Consider the following 17232-nt stretch of genomic DNA (forward strand, 5'->3'; position numbering starts at 1 on the left):
GACGATCCATGCAAGTAAAAGAAGGCGCTTCCACGGCCCGCAGCCGTGCCGTGCTGGGCCAGCTAAGCGACATGGACCTGCGCCTGCTCAAGGTATTCAAGAGCGTGGTCGATTGCGGCGGCATGGCGGCGGCCGAGCTCGAGCTCAATATCGGCACCTCGACCGTGAGCCGCCACGTGAAGGACCTCGAGACCCGGCTCGGCCTGGTGCTGTGCCGGCGCGGCCGGGCCGGCTTCGCGCTCACGGCCGAGGGCCAGCGCGTCTACGACGAGACGCTGCGGCTGCTGGCTTCGGTCGACGCCTTCCGCGGCAGCATCGACGACATCCACAACCGCATGGGCGGCCAGCTCGAGGTGGCGCTGTTCGACAAGACCGCGACCAATCCGCAGGCGCGCATCGGCGAGGCGATCGCGCGCTTCGCCGAAGTGGCGCCCGAGGTCAGCCTGGCGGTGCACGTGGGTTCGATCAACGCGATCGAGCAGGGCGTGCTCGAGGGCCATTTCCAGATCGGCATCATCCCGGCGCACCGCAGCTCGAAGAGCCTGGTCTACGAGGAACTGTTCGGCGAGACCATGCTGCTGTACTGCGGCCGCGGCCATCCGCTGTTCGAGGCCAGCCATGCGAAGCTCACCTGGCCGAAGCTGCGCGAGCACCATTTCGCGGGCCTGGGCTACCACTCGCCCAACATGGAGCTGAGCCACCGCGCGCAGCTCTCGCGCAAGGCCACGGGCTTCGACCAGGAGGCGATCGCCACGCTCATCCTGTCGGGGCGCTTCCTGGGCTTCCTGCCCGACCACTATGCGCAGGTGTTCGAGCAGCGCGGGCTGATGCGCCCGGTGCTGCCCGAGCGCTTCCATTACGAATGTCGCTTCGTGAGCCTGCTGCGGCGTTCGCCGAAGCCTTCGCGCGCGGTGCTGGCGTTCCAGGCCTGCCTCACGGCGGCGCACCGCGGGCGCTAGCCGAACCGTTCAGGCTGAGCTTGTCGAAGCCCTGCGCGGCGCTTCGATCCTTCGACAAGCTCAGGACAGGCCGAGCTCAGCGCGAACGGATTTCCGTCGCCGCTCAGCGCTGGGCGTTGGGCACGAGAAGATGCTTGGCGCCGATGTGCGCCTCCATCTCGTGCATGTGCTGCTCGGCGTCGACCATGTGCTCGCTCATCAGCCGGCGCACCGTCTCGGCGTCCTCCTTGCGGTAGGCCGCCAGCAGCTGCGTGTGGTAGTCGACGTTGGCCTCGCCGAAGTGGTGGTGGTCGAGCGCCTTCTTGTAGACCACGAGGTCGCGCAGCAGGTCGTTGAGGAAGCGGCACATGAAGGACAGCACCGGGTTGGGGCAGGCCTCGGCCAGGATGGTGTGGAAGGCCAGCTCGGCCTCGCGCTGGATGCGCTGCTCGTCCTCGGAGGTCGGCTCCTTCGTGCACAGGCGCACGTTCTCCTCGAGCCGCTCGAACATCCCGGGCGTGAGCCGGCCCACCACGCTGACCGCGAGCTCGGGCTCGAGCGCCTTGCGCAGCTGGTAGATGTGGTGGCCGTCGAGGTGGTGGAAGTGCAGGAAGTTGCGTAGCGGCTCGGACGCATGCTCGACCGACACCTGCTGCAGGTAGGCGCCGCCGCCGGGCCCGGTGCGGATCGAGATCAGGCCGCTGACCTCGAGCGCCTTGAGCGCCTCGCGCACCGTGCTCTTCGAATAGCCGAACAGCTCGATCAGTTCCTTCTCGTTCGGCAGCCGGTCGCCGGGCTGCTTGCGCTCGGCCACGATCCAGCGCTTCACGTCCTCGACGATGACGTCCGAGAGCTTTTGTCGCTTCGGGCGGTGTTGCCCCACTGTCATGCCCACGCTCGATATCCCTCGGGAGATGCGCGGAATGCGCAACAGCGGGCGATCTTACCCAGCGGTACTGGGTGCATCGGCGTGGTGCACGCGGGCGGGGCGAGGGGGCCGCGAAGTCGGTGGTTTTTGGGCACGGGGATTGCTAGCGGGTTTTTACCAGCATATTAATCCTATTTATCCGCTTAAATTCGCCGCGACCGCGGACGCCCATCCCTCTCCACCCTCACCACGACGGAGTTCCTCTTGCAACGCAGACACCTTCTCCAACTGGCCGCCTTGTCGGCCGCTCCCGCTTCCCTGCTGGCCGGCCGTTCGGCCTTCGCGCAATCGGCCGAGGCGATCCGCTTCGGCTGCCCGGTGCCGATGTCGGGCGCCTTCGCGGCCAACGGCAAGTTCGCCGACCTCGGCATGAAGCTGGCGATCGAGCAGTACGGCAGCGTGCTCAAGCGCCCGCTGGCCTACACGGTGCTCGACACCGAGGGCAAGCCCGCGACCGCGGTGCGCAAGGTGCAGGAAGCCTCGCAGCAGCAGGGCGCCAAGTTCTTCGCGGGCGGCATCCTGTCGTCGGAAGCGCTGGCCATGGGCAAGGAGGCCGAGAAGGCCGGCGGCCTGTTCATCACCACCGCGGGCGCCGACGAGATCACCGGCAAGGACTGCAACCCCGCCACCTTCCGCTGGTCGGTGCCCACCTTCGGCGCCATCGAGCAGACGGTGCGCCCGCTGGTGGCGCAGATGCCCAAGGCCAAGCGCTGGTACACGATCACGCCGCAGTACGTGTTCGGCGACGGCCTGCTGAGCGCGGCCAAGACCATCTTCCAGGAGAAGGGCATCGAGCACGTGGGCAACAGCTACCACTCGCTCAACGAGAAGGAGTTCAGCGGCTACCTCACCAATGCGATGGCCGCCAAGCCCGACGTGCTGCTGCTCTTGAACTTCGGCGCGCAGTCCTCGGCCGCGCTGCGCCAGGCGGTGAGCTTCGGCATGCACAAGAACATGACGATCCTGATGGCCTGGGCCTCGGGGCTCGAGCAGTTCGACGAGCTCGGCGCCGACCTCTGCGACGGCGTGTATTTCGGCGCGCAGTACTGGCACACGGTGGATGCGCCGCTCAACAAGGAGCTGGTCAAGCGCACCGCCGACAAGCTCAAGATCGTGCCCAACTACAGCCTCGCGGGCTCGTACGTTTGCACCAAGATCCTGATCGACGGCATCGTGAAGGCCGGCACGGTCGACCAGAAGGCCGTGATCGCGGCGCTCGAGGGCATGAAGTTCGACGGCCTTACGGGCAGCGAGGAGATCCGCAAGGCCGACCACCAGGTGGTGAAGGACTACTACCTGCTCAAGGGCAAGGCCAAGTCGAAGATGAAGGACGCGGCCGACTATGTCGACGTGGTGAGCGCCGGCAAGTCCTTCCTGCCGGTCGACAAGACGGGCTGCAAGCTGGCCTGAGTCACGCCGGTTCCGCGATCTCGTCCGCGCCACCGCGGTGGCACGGCGGGGCGCGGTCCGCCCGCACGCTCCATTCCCCACACCCATGTCCGTCTACCTGCTCCAGACCATCAACGGCATCGGCATCGGCATGCTGTATTTCCTGCTGGCCGTCGGCCTGTCGATCGTGTTCGGCCTGCTGCGCTTCGTGAACTTCGCGCATGGCGCCTTCTACCTGCTGGGCGCCTACCTGTGCTTCCAGGCGCTGCAGTGGGGCCTGAACTTCTGGGCCGCGCTGGTGCTGGTGCCGCTGGCCGTCGGCGCGCTCGGCTGGCTGGCCGAGAAGCTGCTGCTGCGCCGCGTGTACGCGAAGGCGCATGAATTCCACATCCTCGTCACCGTGGGCCTGGCGCTCGCGGTGCAGGAGATCGTGATCGTCTTCTGGGGCCCGCTGGGCAACAGCGTGCCCACGCCCGACCTGCTGCAGGGCGTGGTGATGTGGGGCAGCTTCATCTATCCGAAGTACCGGCTGTTCGTGATCGGCTTCACCGCCGTGCTCGCGGTGCTGCTGTGGTGGGTGCTCGAGGGCACGCGCCTGGGCAGCGCGGTGCGCGCGGGCAGCGAGTCGACCGAGATGGTCTCGCTGCTCGGCATCAACGTGTTCCGCGTCTTCAGCCTGGTGTTCGCGCTCGGCGCGGCCACGGCGGCCTTGGCCGGCGTGTTGGCGGCGCCGATCCGCGGCGCCGAGCCCTTCATGGGCGTGGAGGCGCTCGGCGTGGCCTTCGTGGTGGTGGTGATCGGCGGGCTCGGCAGCTTCGGCGGCGCGCTGGTCGGCGGCCTGCTGATCGGCATCGTGCAGAGCCTGATGAGCACCCTGTGGCCGCCCGGTGCGAGCCTGATGATCTACATCGCGATGGCGGCCGTGCTGCTGCTGCGCCCGCATGGCCTGCTCGGCCGCAGAGGATGAACGCCATGCCCAGAAAAATCACTTTCCTGCTGGCACTGGCGGTCACGCTGGCGCTGCCGCTGTTCATGCGCTCGGGCTCGCTCGCGAGCGAAGTGCTGATCTACGCGCTCGCCGCGCTCGGCTGCAACCTGCTGCTGGGCTACACGGGCCTGCTGTCCTTCGGCCAGGGCATCTTCTTCGGCCTCGGCAGCTACACCATCGCGATCCTGCTCACTCGGCTCGCGCTGCCGATGCCGCTGGCCCTGCTCGCGGCCATCGGCATGGGCGCGCTCGGCGCGGCGCTGGTCGGCTGGGTCGCGATCCGCCAGCGCGGCACCTACTTCGTGATGCTCACGCTGGCCTTCGCGCAGATGTTCTATTTCGTGGCCTACACCGCCTCGGGCCTGACCGGCGGCGACAACGGCCTGCTCGACGTGCCGCGGCCGGCCTTCATGGACACGCCGTGGAAGTACTACGCCTTCGTGGCCCTGATGTTCCTGATCGCCTTCGGCCTGCTGCTGCGCGTGACCGACTCGGTGTTCGGCCGCACGCTGCTGGCGATCCGCGACAACGGCGACCGCGCCGCCGCGGTGGGCTACGACCTGCGGCGCTTCAAGCTGCTGGCCTTCGTGATCTCGGGCGCCGTCACCGGCCTCGCGGGCGGGCTGCACGCCATGATGACCGGCATCGCGCCGCTGTCGAACGCCGAGTACCACACGAGCGAGATGATCCTGGTCATCACCGTGATCGGCGGCACCGGCAACCTGTTCGCCTCGGTGCTGGGCTCGGCCTTCTACGTGCTGCTGGCCGACTGGCTCTCCACGCTGTGGCCGCGCTGGCTGCTGCTGCTGGGGCTGCTGCTGATCGGCGTGAGCATCGGCATGCAGCGCGGCCTCTGGGGGCTGGGCGAGAGCGCCTGGCGACGCATCTTCGGGAAGGGCGCGCAAGGCGCCGGCGCCTCCGCCGCGCAGGGAGAGAAAGCATGAGCGACGTCCTCATCGAAGCCGTCGGCGTCACCAAGCACTACGGCAAGTTCGCCGCGCTCGGCGGCGTCGACCTCCAGATCCGCCGCAACACCGTGCACTCGGTGATCGGCCCGAACGGCGCGGGCAAGACCACGCTGTTCCACATGCTCACGGGCACCGGCACCACCACCGGCGGGCGCATCCTGTTCGACGGCCACGACGTGACGCGCGAGCCCGACCATCGCCGCGTGCAGCGCGGCATGGCGCGCTCGTTCCAGGTCACGAGCCTGTTCGGCAGCCTCGCGGTGCGCGAGAACCTGCGCGTGGCGGCGCAGGGCATCGCGCCGCGCCAGGCCATGAACTGCTGGCGCGCGCCGGTGGGCGAAATGGCCTGCACGCAGATCGTGGACGAGGTGCTGCAGCGCGTGGGCCTCGAGCGCTTCGCCCACGTGCCTGCGGCCGAGCTCTCGCATGGCCAGCAGCGGCGGCTCGAGGTCGGCATGGCGCTGGCCGCGCGGCCGAAGGCGATCTTTCTCGACGAGCCGACCTCGGGCATGGGCATCGACGACCTCGACGACATGAAGCAACTGATCCGGGGCCTGCGCGAGGAGCACACCGTGGTGCTGATCGAACACAACATGAACATCGTGATGGACATCTCCGACACCGTGACCGTGATGCAGCTGGGCCGCGTGCTGGCCGAGGGGCTGCCGGGCGACATCCGCGCCGATGCGCGCGTGCGCAGCGCCTACCTCGGCAACATGATCACGGGAGGCAAGGCATGAGCACGACCCCCATCCTCGAGGTCGAGGGCCTGCACGCGCACTACGGCAAAAGCCACGTGCTGCAGGGCGTGTCGCTGCGCGTGGGCGAGGCCGAGCTGGTGACGCTGCTGGGCCGCAACGGCGCGGGCAAGTCGACCACGCTCAAGAGCATCGCGGGCGCGGTCACGCCCACGGCGGGCCGCGTGCGCTTCCAGGGGGCCGACATCGCGGGCCAGCCCGCGCACCGCATCGCCGCGCGCGGCGTCTGCCTGGTGCCCGAGCACCGCGGCATCTTCAAGTTGCTCACGGTCGAGGAGAACCTGCTGCTCGGCCAGCGGCGCGAGTCGCCATGGCAGCTCGAGGACATCTACCGCATCTTTCCGCGCCTGAAGGAGCGGCGCCGCAACGGCGGCGGCCAGCTCTCGGGCGGCGAGCAGCAGATGCTGGCGATCGGCCGCGCGCTGATGAACCATCCGCGCCTGCTGATCCTCGACGAGCCGGTCGAAGGCCTGGCGCCGGTGATCGTCGAGGAAATCGTCGCGCAGCTGAAAACCATCAAGGCCGCGGGTGTCGCGATCCTGCTGGTCGAACAGAACCTCGAAGTGTGCGTGCAGCTCGCGGACCGCCACTACATCGTGGAGCAGGGCGTGATCGTGCATGAGGCCGGCAACGCCGCCTTCATGGCCGACCACGACGTGAAAGACCGCTACCTCGGCGTCGGTCTCGCCTGAAGCCGTCCCCTCTTCCAGACCTCATTCGCAGAACCATGACGACAACCATCGAAACTTCTTCCGCACCCGATGTGCGCGCCCTCCGCATCGACGGCCAGCGCCTCTGGGATTCGCTGATGCAGCTGGCCCAGGTCGGCGCCACCGAGAAGGGCGGCGTGTGCCGCCTCGCGCTGACCGACCTCGATCGCCAGGGCCGCGACCTGTTCGTGCGCTGGGCGCGCGAGGCGGGCTGCGAGGTGCGGGTGGATGCCATCGGCAACATCTTTGCGCGCCGTGCCGGCCGCAACAACGCGCTGCCGCCCGTCACCACCGGCAGCCACATCGACACGCAGCCCACGGGCGGCAAGTTCGACGGCAACTATGGCGTGCTCGCGGGGCTGGAGGTGATCCGCGCGCTCAACGACGCGAAGGTGCTGACCGAAGCGCCGCTCGAAGTGGCGGTGTGGACCAATGAAGAAGGCTCGCGCTTCGTGCCGGTGATGATGGGCTCGGGTGTGTTCGTCGATGCCTTCACGCTGGAACACGCGCTCGCGCAGCGCGACACCGAGGGCGTGAGCGTGGCGCAGGCGCTCGATGCGATCGGCTATGCGGGCACGGTGCCCGCCTCGGCGGCCGCATCGCCCGTGGGCGCGTACTTCGAAGCGCACATCGAGCAGGGCCCGGTGCTCGAGGCCAACGCGCGCGTGATCGGCGTGGTCGAGGGCGCCCTCGGCCAGCGCTGGTACGACGTCGTGGTGCAGGGCATGGAAGCGCATGCCGGCCCCACGCCGATGGAGTTGCGCAAGGACGCGCTGCTCGCCGCCGCCGAGCTCGTGATCGAGGTCAACCGCATCGCGCTCGCGCACGCACCGCATGCGCGCGGCACGGTCGGCTGGATCGACAACTACCCGAACTCGCGCAACGTGATCCCGGGCCGGGTCAAGCTCAGCGTGGACCTGCGCGCGGCGGACGACACGGTGCTGTCGGCCATGGATGCGGCTCTGAAAGAAGCCGTGCTGCGCCTCGCCTCCGCCGGCAAGGTGGAGGCGACGGTGGAGCAGGTCGTGTACTTCCCGCCCCAGCCTTTCACGCCCGGGCTCGTGTCCGCGGTGCGCGACGCCGCCGAGACGCAGGGCCTGACGTGGATGAACGTGATCAGCGGCGCGGGCCACGATGCGGTGTACCTCGCCCGCGTGTGCCCCACGGCGATGATCTTCGTGCCGTGCCTCGACGGCATCAGCCACAACGAGATCGAGGACGCCGAACCCGAGCACCTCGAAGCCGGCTGCAACGTGCTGCTGCAGGCGATGGTGCAGAGCGCGGGAGTGGCTGCGTGAACGCGCTCTTCCGGCGCATCGGCCTGCGCGTCGTCGCGATGGGCATGGTCGCGGCATCGACGGCCGCCCTGGCGGCCGGGGAGCCGATCCTGGTCGGCCAATCCGCCGTGCTCACCGGCCCGTTCACGCCCAACAGCCTCGCGTTCATGGAGGGGCAGACGCTGTTCTTCGACCAGTTGAACAAGGCGGGCGGCATCGGTGGCCGGCCTGTCAGGATGATCACCTACGACGACGCCTACATCGGCGAGAAGGCCGCGGCCAATGCCGAGAAACTGCTCGGCACCGAACGCGTCGTCTGCCTGTTCGGCACCATGGGCACGGGCATCGGTGCGGCCATGGTTCCGGTGGCCGCGAAGTACGACAGCTTCATCTTCGGCGGATTGACCGGCGCGGCGGTGCTGCGCGGGCCGAAGGTGCCGATCTACCACGTGCGGGAGTCGTATGCCGACGAAGTCGCGCGCGTGATGAACCACCTGAGCACCATCGGCGTGACGCGCATCGCGATCGTCTCCAGCGACGACGCCTATGGCAAGGGCATCGAGAAGGACGCGCTGGCCGCGCTCGAGAGGAACAAGCTGCCGGCCTTGCTGTCGCTGCGCTTCGACCCGAAGGAAAAGGACCATCCCGCCATCGCGCAGCAGGTGATCGCGAGCGGGGCGCAGGCGGTGTACGTCATCGCGGCCGGGATGCCGGCGATCAACATCATCCGCTCGCTGGTGGCGGCGCCCGTTCACCCGCAGATCTACACGAACTCGGTGGCGAGCTCGTTCCTCCTCTACAAGGAGCTGGGCGACAAGAGCCGCGGCATCGTGCTGTCGCAAGTGGTGCCGCCGTTCTGGAAGACGCGCTTCCCCATCGTCGACGAGTACCAGCGCGCGCGCAAGGCTGCCGGCAGCGAAGGCGAGGGCTCCTACCTCGGGCTGGAGGGCTACATCACGGCCAAGGCCTTTGCCGAGGCGCTGCAGCGCGTGAAGGGGCCGATCACCACCGAATCGCTGCGACGCAGCATCGAGAACTCGCTGCCCATGAACCTGAACGGCTTCCAGCTCGCGTTCCGGCCCGACAACCGCAACGGCTCCAGCTTCGGCGACATCACGATGCTGGGAAGTGCCGGAAAGTTTGCCCAATGAAAGTACTGATCGCACGTCTCAATCACGAGACCAACACCTTCTCGCCCGTGCCCACGCCGCTCGCGGCCTTCGGGCCCGACGGCCCGACCTTCGGCGCGCAGGCGTACCGCGACAACAAGGGCATGCGCACCGCGATGTCGGCCTTCATCGATCTGGCCGAGGCGGCCGGCGCGGAGCTGGTCACGCCGGTGTCGGCCTCGGCCAACCCGAGCGGGCCGGTCGATGCGCGCGCCTACGACGCGCTCACGCAACGCATCGTCGATGCGGCGCCGGGCTGCGACGCGATCCTGCTCGACCTGCATGGCGCGATGGTGGCCCACAACAGCGCGGACGGCGAGGGCGACCTGCTGGTGCGGCTGCGCGCGGCCGCGCCCGGCGTGCCGATCGGCGTGGCGCTCGACCTACATGCCAACGTCACGCCCGCGATGGTGGAGAACGCCGACGTGATCGTCGGCTTCAAGACCTATCCGCACGTCGACATGTACGAGACCGGCGAACACGCGGGCCGGCTGCTGTTCGACCTGCTGGCGGGGCGCGGGCGGCCCGCGATGCGCTGGCATTCGCTGCCGCTGATGGCCCACACGCTGCGCAGCGCCTCCTACACCGGCGCGATGCAGCGCGCGATCGATGCCGCGCGCGCGGCCGAGGCCTCGGGCGAATCGCTCGCGGTGTCGATCCTCGCGGGCTTCTCGCTGTCGGACATCGATGCGCCGTGCATGAGCGTGATCGTGGTCGACGCGCAGTCGGGCGAGCGCGCGCAGGCCACGGCCGATCGCATCGCGGCGCAGATGTGGCGCGAGCGCGAGGCCTTCGTCTACGACAGCGAGCCGCTGGCCGACTCGATCGCGCGCGCGAAGCAGCTGGCCGAAGGCGCCGAACGGCCGGTGCTGCTGCTCGACCATGGCGACAACTGCATGTCGGGCGGCAGCTGCGACACCATGGACGTGCTGCAGGAGGCGCTGGTCCAGGGGCTCGAGGGCATCGGCGTCGGGCCGCTGTGCGATCCCGAGGCGGTGGCCGAACTGGTCGCGGCCGGCGAGGGTGCGCGCGCGACGGTGGCGCTGGGCAACAAGGTCTCGCTGGCCGGCATCGGCCGCGAGAACGCGCCGGTGCGGCTCACGGGCACGGTGCGCAGCATCTGCGACGGCGAGTACGTCATCACAGGCCCGACCTACACCGGCCAGCGCGCCAGCATGGGCCGCACCGTGCTGTTCGACATCGGTGCCGCGCGCATCGTGGTCACCGAGCGCACGCAGGAGCCGTGGGACATCGGCGTGTTCGAATGCGCGGGGCTCGACCCGCGCCGCGAGCGCTTCCTGCTGCTGAAGTCGCGCATGTACTGCCGGCCGGTGTTCGAGCCGCTCGCGGCCGCGCTGGTGGAGTGCGACAGCCGTGGCGTGACCAGTTCGGACTACGGGCTGTTTCCGTTCGGCAAGGTGAGGCGGCCGGTGTTTCCGCTCGACCCGATCTGAAGGCGTTCATGACCTCCCACGTCATGGACCCGAAGCGCCGCTGAAACGACCATTCCTTCACCCCGCAACGTCGCGGGCATCCACCGAAGGAATCGTCACCATGAACACCGCCGCCCACGACCCCGTTGCCATCGCCCAAGGCTACATCGCCGTCTGGAACGAGACCGATCCCGCGCGCCGCGCCGCGCTGCTGGAGGCCGGCTGGTCGGCCGACGCGCAGTACGTCGACCCGATCATGCAGGGCAGCGGCCATGCGCAGATCAGCGCGCTGGTCGGCGCCGTGCACCAGCGCTACCCGGGCTTCCGCTTCAACCTGCTGGGCAAGGCCGACGCGCACGGCGACCACGTGCGCTTCTCGTGGACGCTCGGCCCGAGCGGCGCCGAGGACCTGATCCAGGGTACCGACTTCGTGCGGCTGGACGCGGGCAAGCTGCGCTCGGTGACCGGCTTTCTCGACAAGGTGCCGGTCGGCGCCTGAGTCAGTCCGTGGTGCCGGTGCCGCGGCCGCGCCAGAGCTTGCGGTAGACCGTGGCGCGGCTGATGCCCAGCGCGCGCGCCGCCTCGGCCACGTTGCCGCGGGCATCGGCCACGGCCTTGCGGATCAGCGCGGTTTCCACGTCGCGCAGCCGCGGGCGGGCCTCGGGCGCGGCTGCACTGGCATGGCTGCCGTCGCCGCGCTGGGGCCGCACCTGCACCCGCAGGCCCGACCACAGCGGCACCTCGAGCACCGCGTCGCCGCGCCGCGCGGCATCGAACAGCATGTCGAGCGGCAGCGCGAACAGGTCGTTGCAATGCAGGCCGCCCTGGCTGCGCGCCAGCGGCTGGTGCAGCATTTGCCGCGCCGCAGCATTGGCGCCGGTGACGTTGCCGCCGCCGTCGATGCACAGGAGGCCCTCGGCCGCTTCGCTGGTGGGGCAGCCGGGCCAGGCCAGGCGCAGCAGCATCTCGCAGGGCGCGCGCAGCACCAGCGCGTTCTCGATGCTGCGCGCCGACAGGGTCGCGAGGTGGCGCAGCTCGGGCCGCTCGGCCACCTGCACGCCGGTCAGGTCGAGCATGCCGATGCAGTCGCCCTGGGGACCGAACAGCGGCGCGCCGGCGCAGCTGTAGACGCTGGTGTCGTCGAAGAAATGCTCGCCGCCGTGCAGCCAGACCGATTCCTGCTCGGCCAGCGCGGTGCCGATCGCGCTGGTGCCGATGGCGCGTTCCGACAGGTCGACGCCGATGCGCGCGATGTTGCGCGCGTAGCGGCTGGCATCGTCGGTGCCGTCGGGCAGCAGACCCACGTCGACCACGATGCCCTCGGCATCGGTCAGCACGGCGAAATAGCGGGTGTCGGCGATGGCGCGCGACAGGCGTTCGATCACCGGACGCGCGGCCGACACCAGGGCGCGGTTGCGTTCTGCCACCGCGCGCTGGGCGCTGCGGCCCACCGGCTCGAAGCTCACGCGCTGCTGCGGCTGCTGGCCGGCCTCGATGCAGCGCTGCCAGGAGCGAGCGATCCAGGGTTCGATGCGGCCGCCGGGCGGGGCGCGCAGATCGACGGCATCGCCATGGATCAGGGCCTGCCGGGCCTGGGCGATGGCCAGCGAGCGCTCGGGTGTCGGCAGGGCGTTGGAAGCGAGCATCTGTTTGCGGGGGCGCGTGGGGCGCCCGTTTTGGGGACCTGCCGAACGGCAAGCTGTTTCATTTTGAGAATTTCAGGCCCCCGGCGCAAGCGTCGAGGGTTTTGCCTAGGATAGTGCAGGGGGTCGGCATCCAAGATGCCCTCGGGGCCCGCCCATGCCGCTGCGAGGTGCGGGCCTGTCAGCCATCACCCTTCACGGAGACAGCCACATGCAGGTAGCCCTCAAGGTCAACGGCCGCTCGGTCACCGTCGACGCGCCACCCAACACCCTCCTCGTGCACGCGATCCGCGAGCACCTCCACCTCACCGGCACCCACGTCGGCTGCGACACCGCCCAGTGCGGCGCCTGCACAGTCCACGTCGACGGCCGGGCCGTCAAGTCGTGCAACATCCTGGCGGCCCAGGTGGCCGGCGCCGAAATCACCACCATCGAAGGCGTGGCCCAGCCCGACGGCACCATGCACCCGATGCAGGCCGCGTTCAAGGAATGCCACGGCCTGCAATGCGGCTTCTGTACGCCGGGGATGGTCATGAGCGCCATCGATCTGTGCACCCACCACCCGAAGTCGAGCGAATCCGAGATTCGCGAGCTGCTCGACGGCAACCTGTGCCGCTGCACCGGCTACCAGAACATCGTCAAGGCCGTGGTGATGGGCGGCGAGGCCATGGCCTCGGGCAACCCGGTTCCGGTCCAGGCCACGGCCGCGGCCTGAGGAGCACGACATGGGTGCCTCCGACTTCGCGAATCTGCCGCACATCGGCGACGCGCTCCGGCGCAAGGAAGACTACCGGTTCCTGACCGGGGCGGGCAACTACACCGACGACATCACGCTGGCCAACCAGTCGCACGCGGTGTTCGTCCGTTCTCCGCACGCGCATGCGCGTGTCGTCTCGGTCGACATCGCCGATGCGCTCACCATGCCCGGCGTGGTCGGCATCTTCAGCGGCAAGGACATCGAGGGCAAGATGGGCGGGCTGCCCTGCGGCTGGCTGATCAACAACCCCGACGGCACGCCGATGAAGGAGCCGATGCACCCGATCCTCGCGATCAACAAGGTGCGCTACGTCGGCGACCATGTCGCGATGGTGGTGGCCGAGACGGTCGAGCAGGCGAAGAACGCCGCCGAGGCCGTGGTGGTCGAGTACGAGGTGCTGCCCGCGCTGGTCGGCGTGGCCGACGCGGCGAAGAAGGCCGGCGGCGTCACGATCCACGACGAGGCACCCGACAACCAGTGCTACAAGTGGGCGCTGGGCGACAAGGCGGCGGTCGATGCCGCCTTCGCGGGCGCCGCGCATGTCACGAAGCTCGACCTGGTCAACAACCGGCTGATTCCCAACCCGATCGAGCCGCGCGTGGCCATCGGCAGCTACAGCCGCGGCACCGACGACTACACGCTCTACGTCTCGAACCAGAACCCGCACGTCGAGCGGCTGCTGATGACGGCCTTCGTGCTGGGCCTGCCCGAGCACAAGGTGCGCGTGATCGCGCCCGACGTGGGTGGCGGCTTCGGCTCGAAGATCTTCCTCTACGCCGAGGACGTGTGCCTGACCTGGGCCGCCAAGCAGCTCAACCGCAACATCAAGTGGACGGCCGAGCGCTCGGAATGCTTCCTGTCGGACGCGCACGGCCGCGACCACGTGAGTCATGCCGAGATGGCGATGGACAGTCAAGGCAAGTTCCTCGCGATGCGGGTCCACACCGACGCCAACCTCGGCGCCTACCTGTCGACCTTCTCGACCGCGGTGCCGACCATCCTCTACGCCACCTTGCTCGCGGGCCAGTACACCACGCCGCAGATCTACGTCGAGGTCGATGCCTGGTTCACCAACACGGCACCGGTCGACGCCTACCGCGGTGCCGGCCGGCCCGAGGCCACCTACCTGCTCGAGCGACTGGTCTCGCGCTGCGCCTGGGAAATGAACCTGGGCCAGGACGAGATCCGCCAGCGCAACTTCATCACCGCCTTCCCGTACCAGACGCCGGTGGCGCTGCAGTACGACACCGGCGACTTCCATGCCTGCATGGACAAGGCGCGCAAGCTGGCCGAGGTCGAGGGCTATGCCCAGCGCAAGTCGGCCAGCGAGGCGGCCGGCAAGCTGCGCGGCATCGGCTACTCGAGCTACATCGAGGCCTGCGGCATCGCGCCGTCGAACATCGCGGGCGCGCTCGGCGCGCGCGCGGGCCTGTTCGAGTGTGGCGAGATCCGCGTGCATCCGACCGGCAGCGTGACCGTGTTCACCGGCTCGCACAGCCATGGCCAGGGCCACGAGACCACCTTCGCGCAGGTGGTGGCGGCGCGCCTGGGCATCGCGGTCGAGGCGGTCGACGTGGTGCACGGCGACACCGGCCGCGTGCCCTTCGGCATGGGCACCTACGGCTCGCGCTCGATCTCGGTCGGCGGCGCGGCCATCATGAAGGCGCTCGACAAGATCGAGGCCAAGGCCAAGAAGATCGCGGCCCACCTGATGGAGGCGAGCGACGCCGACATCGAGTTCGCCAACGGCGAGTTCATGGTCAAGGGCACCGACAAGAAGATCCCGTTCGGCCAGGTGGCGCTGACGGCCTACGTGCCGCACAACTACCCGCTCGACAAGCTCGAGCCGGGCCTCAACGAAACCGCCTTCTACGACCCGACCAACTTCACCTTCCCGGGCGGTACCTACATCTGCGAGGTCGAGATCGACAAGCAGACCGGCGAGGTGCGCGTGGACCGCTTCACCGCGGTCGACGACTTCGGCACCATCATCAATCCGATGATCGTGGAGGGCCAGGTGCACGGCGGGCTGGTGCAGGGCATCGGTCAGGCGCTGCTCGAGAACTGCGTCTACGACAACGAAACCGGCCAGCTGCTCACCGGCAGCTTCATGGACTACGCCATGCCGCGCGCCGCCGAGTTCCCGCAGTTCAAGCTCGACACCGTCTGCACGCCCTGCACCCACAATCCGCTGGGCACCAAGGGCTGCGGCGAGGCGGGCGCGATCGGCTCGCCGCCGGCGGTCATCAACGCCGTGCTCGATGCGCTGGCGCCGCTGGGCGTGAAGGACTTCGACATGCCGGCCTCGTCGAGCCGCGTCTGGGAAGCGATGCAGAAGGGCAGCGGCAGCGCCGCCAGCGACCCGGTGGCGCAGCAGCCCGCGCTGGCCGCCAGCACGCAGGGCCGTCCGGCCGCCTGACCAACCCCCCTCCATACCAATAAAGAAGGAACCACCCCATGTACGCCTTCACGTTCGAACGGCCCGCGGCCCTGGCCGACGCCGTCAAGCTGGCCGAAGCCGGCGGCAAGCCCCTGGCGGGCGGCCAGACCCTGCTGGCCTCGATGAAGCTGCGCCTGTCGGCGCCCGAACAGCTCGTCGACCTCGGCGGCATCAAGGAACTCACCGGCATCAGGAAGGATGGCGATGCCATCGTCATCGGTGCCATGTCGCGCCACCTCGACGTGGCCAACAACGCCGAGGTGAAGGCCGCCTTCCCGGCGCTGGCCGACCTGGCCTCGCGCATCGGCGACCGGCAGGTGCGCGCGATGGGCACCATCGGCGGCTCGGTGGCCAACAACGATCCGGCCGCCTGCTATCCGAGCGCGGTGCTGGGATCGGGCGCGACCGTGATCACCACCAAGCGCGAGATCGCGGCCGACGACTTCTTCCTGGGCCTGTTCACCACCGCGCTCGAGGACGGCGAACTGATCACCGCGATCCGTTTCCCGATTCCGAAGCGCGCGGTCTACGAGAAGCTGCGCCAGAAGGCCTCGCATTTCCCGTTGGTCGGCGTGTTCCTCGCGCAGTACGACAGCGGCGTGCGCGTGGCCATCACCGGCGCGGGCAACGGCGTGTTCCGGCACGCGGGGCTCGAGGATGCGCTGAACAAGAGCTTCACCGCCGCAGCCGCGGCCGGCGTGAAGATCGACGCCAGCGAGCTCAACACCGACCTGCACGCCACGGCGGCCTACCGCGCCAACCTGATCAACGTGCTGACGCAGCGCGCGGTGACGAAGGCGCTGGGCTGACGAAGACGGGCTGACCGACTGCGGGAGCGGCGCGAAGCACGCCTTCGCGCGGCTTTCGCGTCCTTCTTGCGTTGCGACGTCCGCGGCGCCGGCCGTGCATTACCCTAGGCCATGACCTTCGAGACCATCGATTCCCTCACCGACGGCCTGCTGCGCGCCGGTTACTACGCCGACCGCCGGCTCGCGACCGCCGTGTTCCTCGCGCTGAAGCTGCAGCGCCCGCTGCTGCTCGAGGGCGAGCCCGGCGTGGGCAAGACCGAACTCGCGAAGGCGCTGGCCAAGGCGCTGCAGCGCGAGCTGCTGCGGCTGCAGTGCTACGACGGCCTCGAGCAGCGCGAGGCGCTCTACGAGTGGAACTACGCGGCGCAGCTGCTGCACATGCGCGCGGTCGAGGCCTCGGGCGCGGTGCGCGACGTCGAGGCCGAGGTCTACCAGCCGCACTACCTGATCCGCCGCCCGCTGCTGCAGGCGCTGCAGGCGCCGGCCCCGGGCGCGGTGCTGCTGATCGACGAGGTCGACCGCGCCGACGAGCCCTTCGAGGCCTTCCTGCTCGAGTACCTCGGCGAGTACCAGGTCAGCATTCCCGAGCTCGGCACCATCCGCGCCGAGGTGGCGCCGGTCACCATCCTCACGAGCAACCGCACGCGCGAACTCAACGACGCCGTGAAGCGGCGCTGTCTCTACCACTGGCTCGACTATCCCGAGCGCGAACGCGAACTGGCCATCGTGCGTGCCCAGGTGCCGGGCGTGGGCGAGAAGCTGTCGGCGCAGGTGGCCGATTTCGCGGCCCGCCTGCGCAGCGCGCCCTTCGTCAACGCCTTCCAGCGCGCGCCCGGCATTGCCGAGAGCGTGGAGTGGGCGCGCGCGCTGATCGCGCTCGACACGATCGAGCTCGACCCGGAGGTGGTGTCCGACACCGCCGGCATCCTGTTCAAGCAGCGCGACGACGTGGCGGCGCTGACGCGCGAGCTGGCGAGCGAGCTGCTGAAGCCGGAACCGGAGCAGGCCGGCGCGTGAGATGAGGC

At 69.2% G+C, this 17232-nt stretch carries 16 protein-coding genes; 14 read left to right on the top strand and 2 right to left on the bottom strand.

What is annotated here, in order from left to right; translation table 11 throughout:
* Positions 1–8 precede the first annotated feature (8 nt).
* On the top strand, positions 9–959 hold the full coding sequence (locus BM109_RS26090) for a LysR family transcriptional regulator (RefSeq protein WP_093349176.1): 951 nt from the start codon (positions 9–11) through the stop codon (positions 957–959).
* Positions 960–1062: 103 nt separating this feature from the next.
* On the opposite strand, the gene BM109_RS26095 is transcribed toward BM109_RS26090, so the two are convergent.
* The gene (locus BM109_RS26095) at positions 1063–1827 is read right to left on the bottom strand and encodes a FadR/GntR family transcriptional regulator (protein ID WP_093349178.1); all 765 of its coding nucleotides are present in this window, start codon (positions 1825–1827) and stop codon (positions 1063–1065) included.
* A gap of 243 nt (positions 1828–2070) precedes the next feature.
* Here BM109_RS26095 and BM109_RS26100 point away from each other — a divergent pair, with 243 nt between their 5' ends.
* The 9 genes from BM109_RS26100 to BM109_RS26140 all read left to right on the top strand — a co-directional run bounded on the left by BM109_RS26100 (position 2071) and on the right by BM109_RS26140 (position 11057).
* The gene (locus BM109_RS26100) at positions 2071–3276 is read left to right on the top strand and encodes an ABC transporter substrate-binding protein (protein ID WP_093349181.1); all 1206 of its coding nucleotides are present in this window, start codon (positions 2071–2073) and stop codon (positions 3274–3276) included.
* Positions 3277–3361: 85 nt separating this feature from the next.
* Positions 3362–4222, top strand: a complete 861-nt coding sequence (locus BM109_RS26105) for a branched-chain amino acid ABC transporter permease (RefSeq protein WP_057589571.1) — start codon at positions 3362–3364, stop codon at positions 4220–4222.
* A gap of 5 nt (positions 4223–4227) precedes the next feature.
* Complete coding sequence (locus BM109_RS26110; RefSeq protein WP_093349306.1) at positions 4228–5187, top strand: branched-chain amino acid ABC transporter permease; 960 nt, start codon at positions 4228–4230, stop codon at positions 5185–5187.
* Complete coding sequence (locus BM109_RS26115; protein WP_093349184.1) at positions 5184–5951, top strand: ABC transporter ATP-binding protein; 768 nt, start codon at positions 5184–5186, stop codon at positions 5949–5951. Before BM109_RS26110 ends, BM109_RS26115 begins: the two co-directional genes overlap by 4 nt.
* Positions 5948–6661, top strand: coding sequence for an ABC transporter ATP-binding protein (locus tag BM109_RS26120; RefSeq protein WP_093349186.1), 714 nt, complete (start codon positions 5948–5950; stop codon positions 6659–6661). The genes BM109_RS26115 and BM109_RS26120 overlap by 4 nt, the downstream gene beginning before the upstream one ends.
* 35 nt (positions 6662–6696) lie before the next feature.
* Complete coding sequence (locus tag BM109_RS26125) at positions 6697–7977, top strand: Zn-dependent hydrolase (RefSeq protein ID WP_093349189.1); 1281 nt, start codon at positions 6697–6699, stop codon at positions 7975–7977.
* Entirely contained in the window at positions 7974–9107 is a 1134-nt protein-coding gene (locus BM109_RS26130; protein ID WP_093349191.1) for an ABC transporter substrate-binding protein, read from the top strand. The genes BM109_RS26125 and BM109_RS26130 overlap by 4 nt, the downstream gene beginning before the upstream one ends.
* On the top strand, positions 9104–10579 hold the full coding sequence (locus BM109_RS26135) for a M81 family metallopeptidase (protein WP_093349194.1): 1476 nt from the start codon (positions 9104–9106) through the stop codon (positions 10577–10579). Before BM109_RS26130 ends, BM109_RS26135 begins: the two co-directional genes overlap by 4 nt.
* 100 nt (positions 10580–10679) lie before the next feature.
* A complete protein-coding gene (locus BM109_RS26140) occupies positions 10680–11057 on the top strand; it encodes a nuclear transport factor 2 family protein (RefSeq protein WP_093349196.1) in 378 nt (125 codons plus the stop codon).
* Between the two features lies 1 nt (position 11058).
* Here BM109_RS26140 and BM109_RS26145 read toward each other — a convergent pair whose 3' ends face one another.
* Positions 11059–12204, bottom strand: coding sequence for a helix-turn-helix domain-containing protein (locus tag BM109_RS26145; RefSeq protein WP_093349199.1), 1146 nt, complete (start codon positions 12202–12204; stop codon positions 11059–11061).
* 208 nt (positions 12205–12412) lie between these two features.
* On the opposite strand from BM109_RS26145, the gene BM109_RS26150 reads away from it, so the two are divergent.
* The 4 genes from BM109_RS26150 (at position 12413) to BM109_RS26165 (ending at position 17224) form a co-directional block, all read left to right on the top strand.
* Positions 12413–12916 (top strand): (2Fe-2S)-binding protein, encoded by a 504-nt coding sequence (locus tag BM109_RS26150; RefSeq protein ID WP_093349201.1) that lies wholly within the window; start codon positions 12413–12415, stop codon positions 12914–12916.
* A 10-nt stretch (positions 12917–12926) separates the two neighbouring features.
* On the top strand, positions 12927–15377 hold the full coding sequence (locus BM109_RS26155) for a xanthine dehydrogenase family protein molybdopterin-binding subunit (protein WP_093349204.1): 2451 nt from the start codon (positions 12927–12929) through the stop codon (positions 15375–15377).
* A 38-nt stretch (positions 15378–15415) separates the two neighbouring features.
* The gene (locus BM109_RS26160) at positions 15416–16207 is read left to right on the top strand and encodes an FAD binding domain-containing protein (protein WP_093349206.1); all 792 of its coding nucleotides are present in this window, start codon (positions 15416–15418) and stop codon (positions 16205–16207) included.
* Between the two features lie 111 nt (positions 16208–16318).
* Positions 16319–17224 carry an AAA family ATPase gene (locus tag BM109_RS26165; RefSeq protein WP_093349209.1) on the top strand — a complete coding sequence of 302 codons (906 nt, stop codon included), beginning with the start codon at positions 16319–16321 and terminating at the stop codon, positions 17222–17224.
* Positions 17225–17232 lie beyond the last annotated feature (8 nt).

This window comes from Variovorax sp. PDC80, assembly GCF_900115375.1.
Taxonomy (GTDB): domain Bacteria; phylum Pseudomonadota; class Gammaproteobacteria; order Burkholderiales; family Burkholderiaceae_C; genus Variovorax.

What these genes read in the sequence shown, in the direction of transcription:
- BM109_RS26150 (WP_093349201.1), top strand. Translation starts at nt 12,413, where the DNA reads ATGCAGGTAGCCCTCAAGGTCAACGGCCGCTCGGTCACCGTCGACGCG.
- BM109_RS26125 (WP_093349189.1), top strand. Translation starts at nt 6,697, where the DNA reads ATGACGACAACCATCGAAACTTCTTCCGCACCCGATGTGCGCGCCCTC.
- BM109_RS26110 (WP_093349306.1), top strand. Translation starts at nt 4,228, where the DNA reads ATGCCCAGAAAAATCACTTTCCTGCTGGCACTGGCGGTCACGCTGGCG.
- BM109_RS26165 (WP_093349209.1), top strand. Translation starts at nt 16,319, where the DNA reads ATGACCTTCGAGACCATCGATTCCCTCACCGACGGCCTGCTGCGCGCC.
- BM109_RS26140 (WP_093349196.1), top strand. Translation starts at nt 10,680, where the DNA reads ATGAACACCGCCGCCCACGACCCCGTTGCCATCGCCCAAGGCTACATC.
- BM109_RS26160 (WP_093349206.1), top strand. Translation starts at nt 15,416, where the DNA reads ATGTACGCCTTCACGTTCGAACGGCCCGCGGCCCTGGCCGACGCCGTC.
- BM109_RS26120 (WP_093349186.1), top strand. Translation starts at nt 5,948, where the DNA reads ATGAGCACGACCCCCATCCTCGAGGTCGAGGGCCTGCACGCGCACTAC.
- BM109_RS26115 (WP_093349184.1), top strand. Translation starts at nt 5,184, where the DNA reads ATGAGCGACGTCCTCATCGAAGCCGTCGGCGTCACCAAGCACTACGGC.
- BM109_RS26145 (WP_093349199.1), bottom strand. Translation starts at nt 12,204, where the DNA reads ATGCTCGCTTCCAACGCCCTGCCGACACCCGAGCGCTCGCTGGCCATC.
- BM109_RS26105 (WP_057589571.1), top strand. Translation starts at nt 3,362, where the DNA reads ATGTCCGTCTACCTGCTCCAGACCATCAACGGCATCGGCATCGGCATG.
- BM109_RS26155 (WP_093349204.1), top strand. Translation starts at nt 12,927, where the DNA reads ATGGGTGCCTCCGACTTCGCGAATCTGCCGCACATCGGCGACGCGCTC.
- BM109_RS26090 (WP_093349176.1), top strand. Translation starts at nt 9, where the DNA reads ATGCAAGTAAAAGAAGGCGCTTCCACGGCCCGCAGCCGTGCCGTGCTG.
- BM109_RS26095 (WP_093349178.1), bottom strand. Translation starts at nt 1,827, where the DNA reads ATGACAGTGGGGCAACACCGCCCGAAGCGACAAAAGCTCTCGGACGTC.
- BM109_RS26135 (WP_093349194.1), top strand. Translation starts at nt 9,104, where the DNA reads ATGAAAGTACTGATCGCACGTCTCAATCACGAGACCAACACCTTCTCG.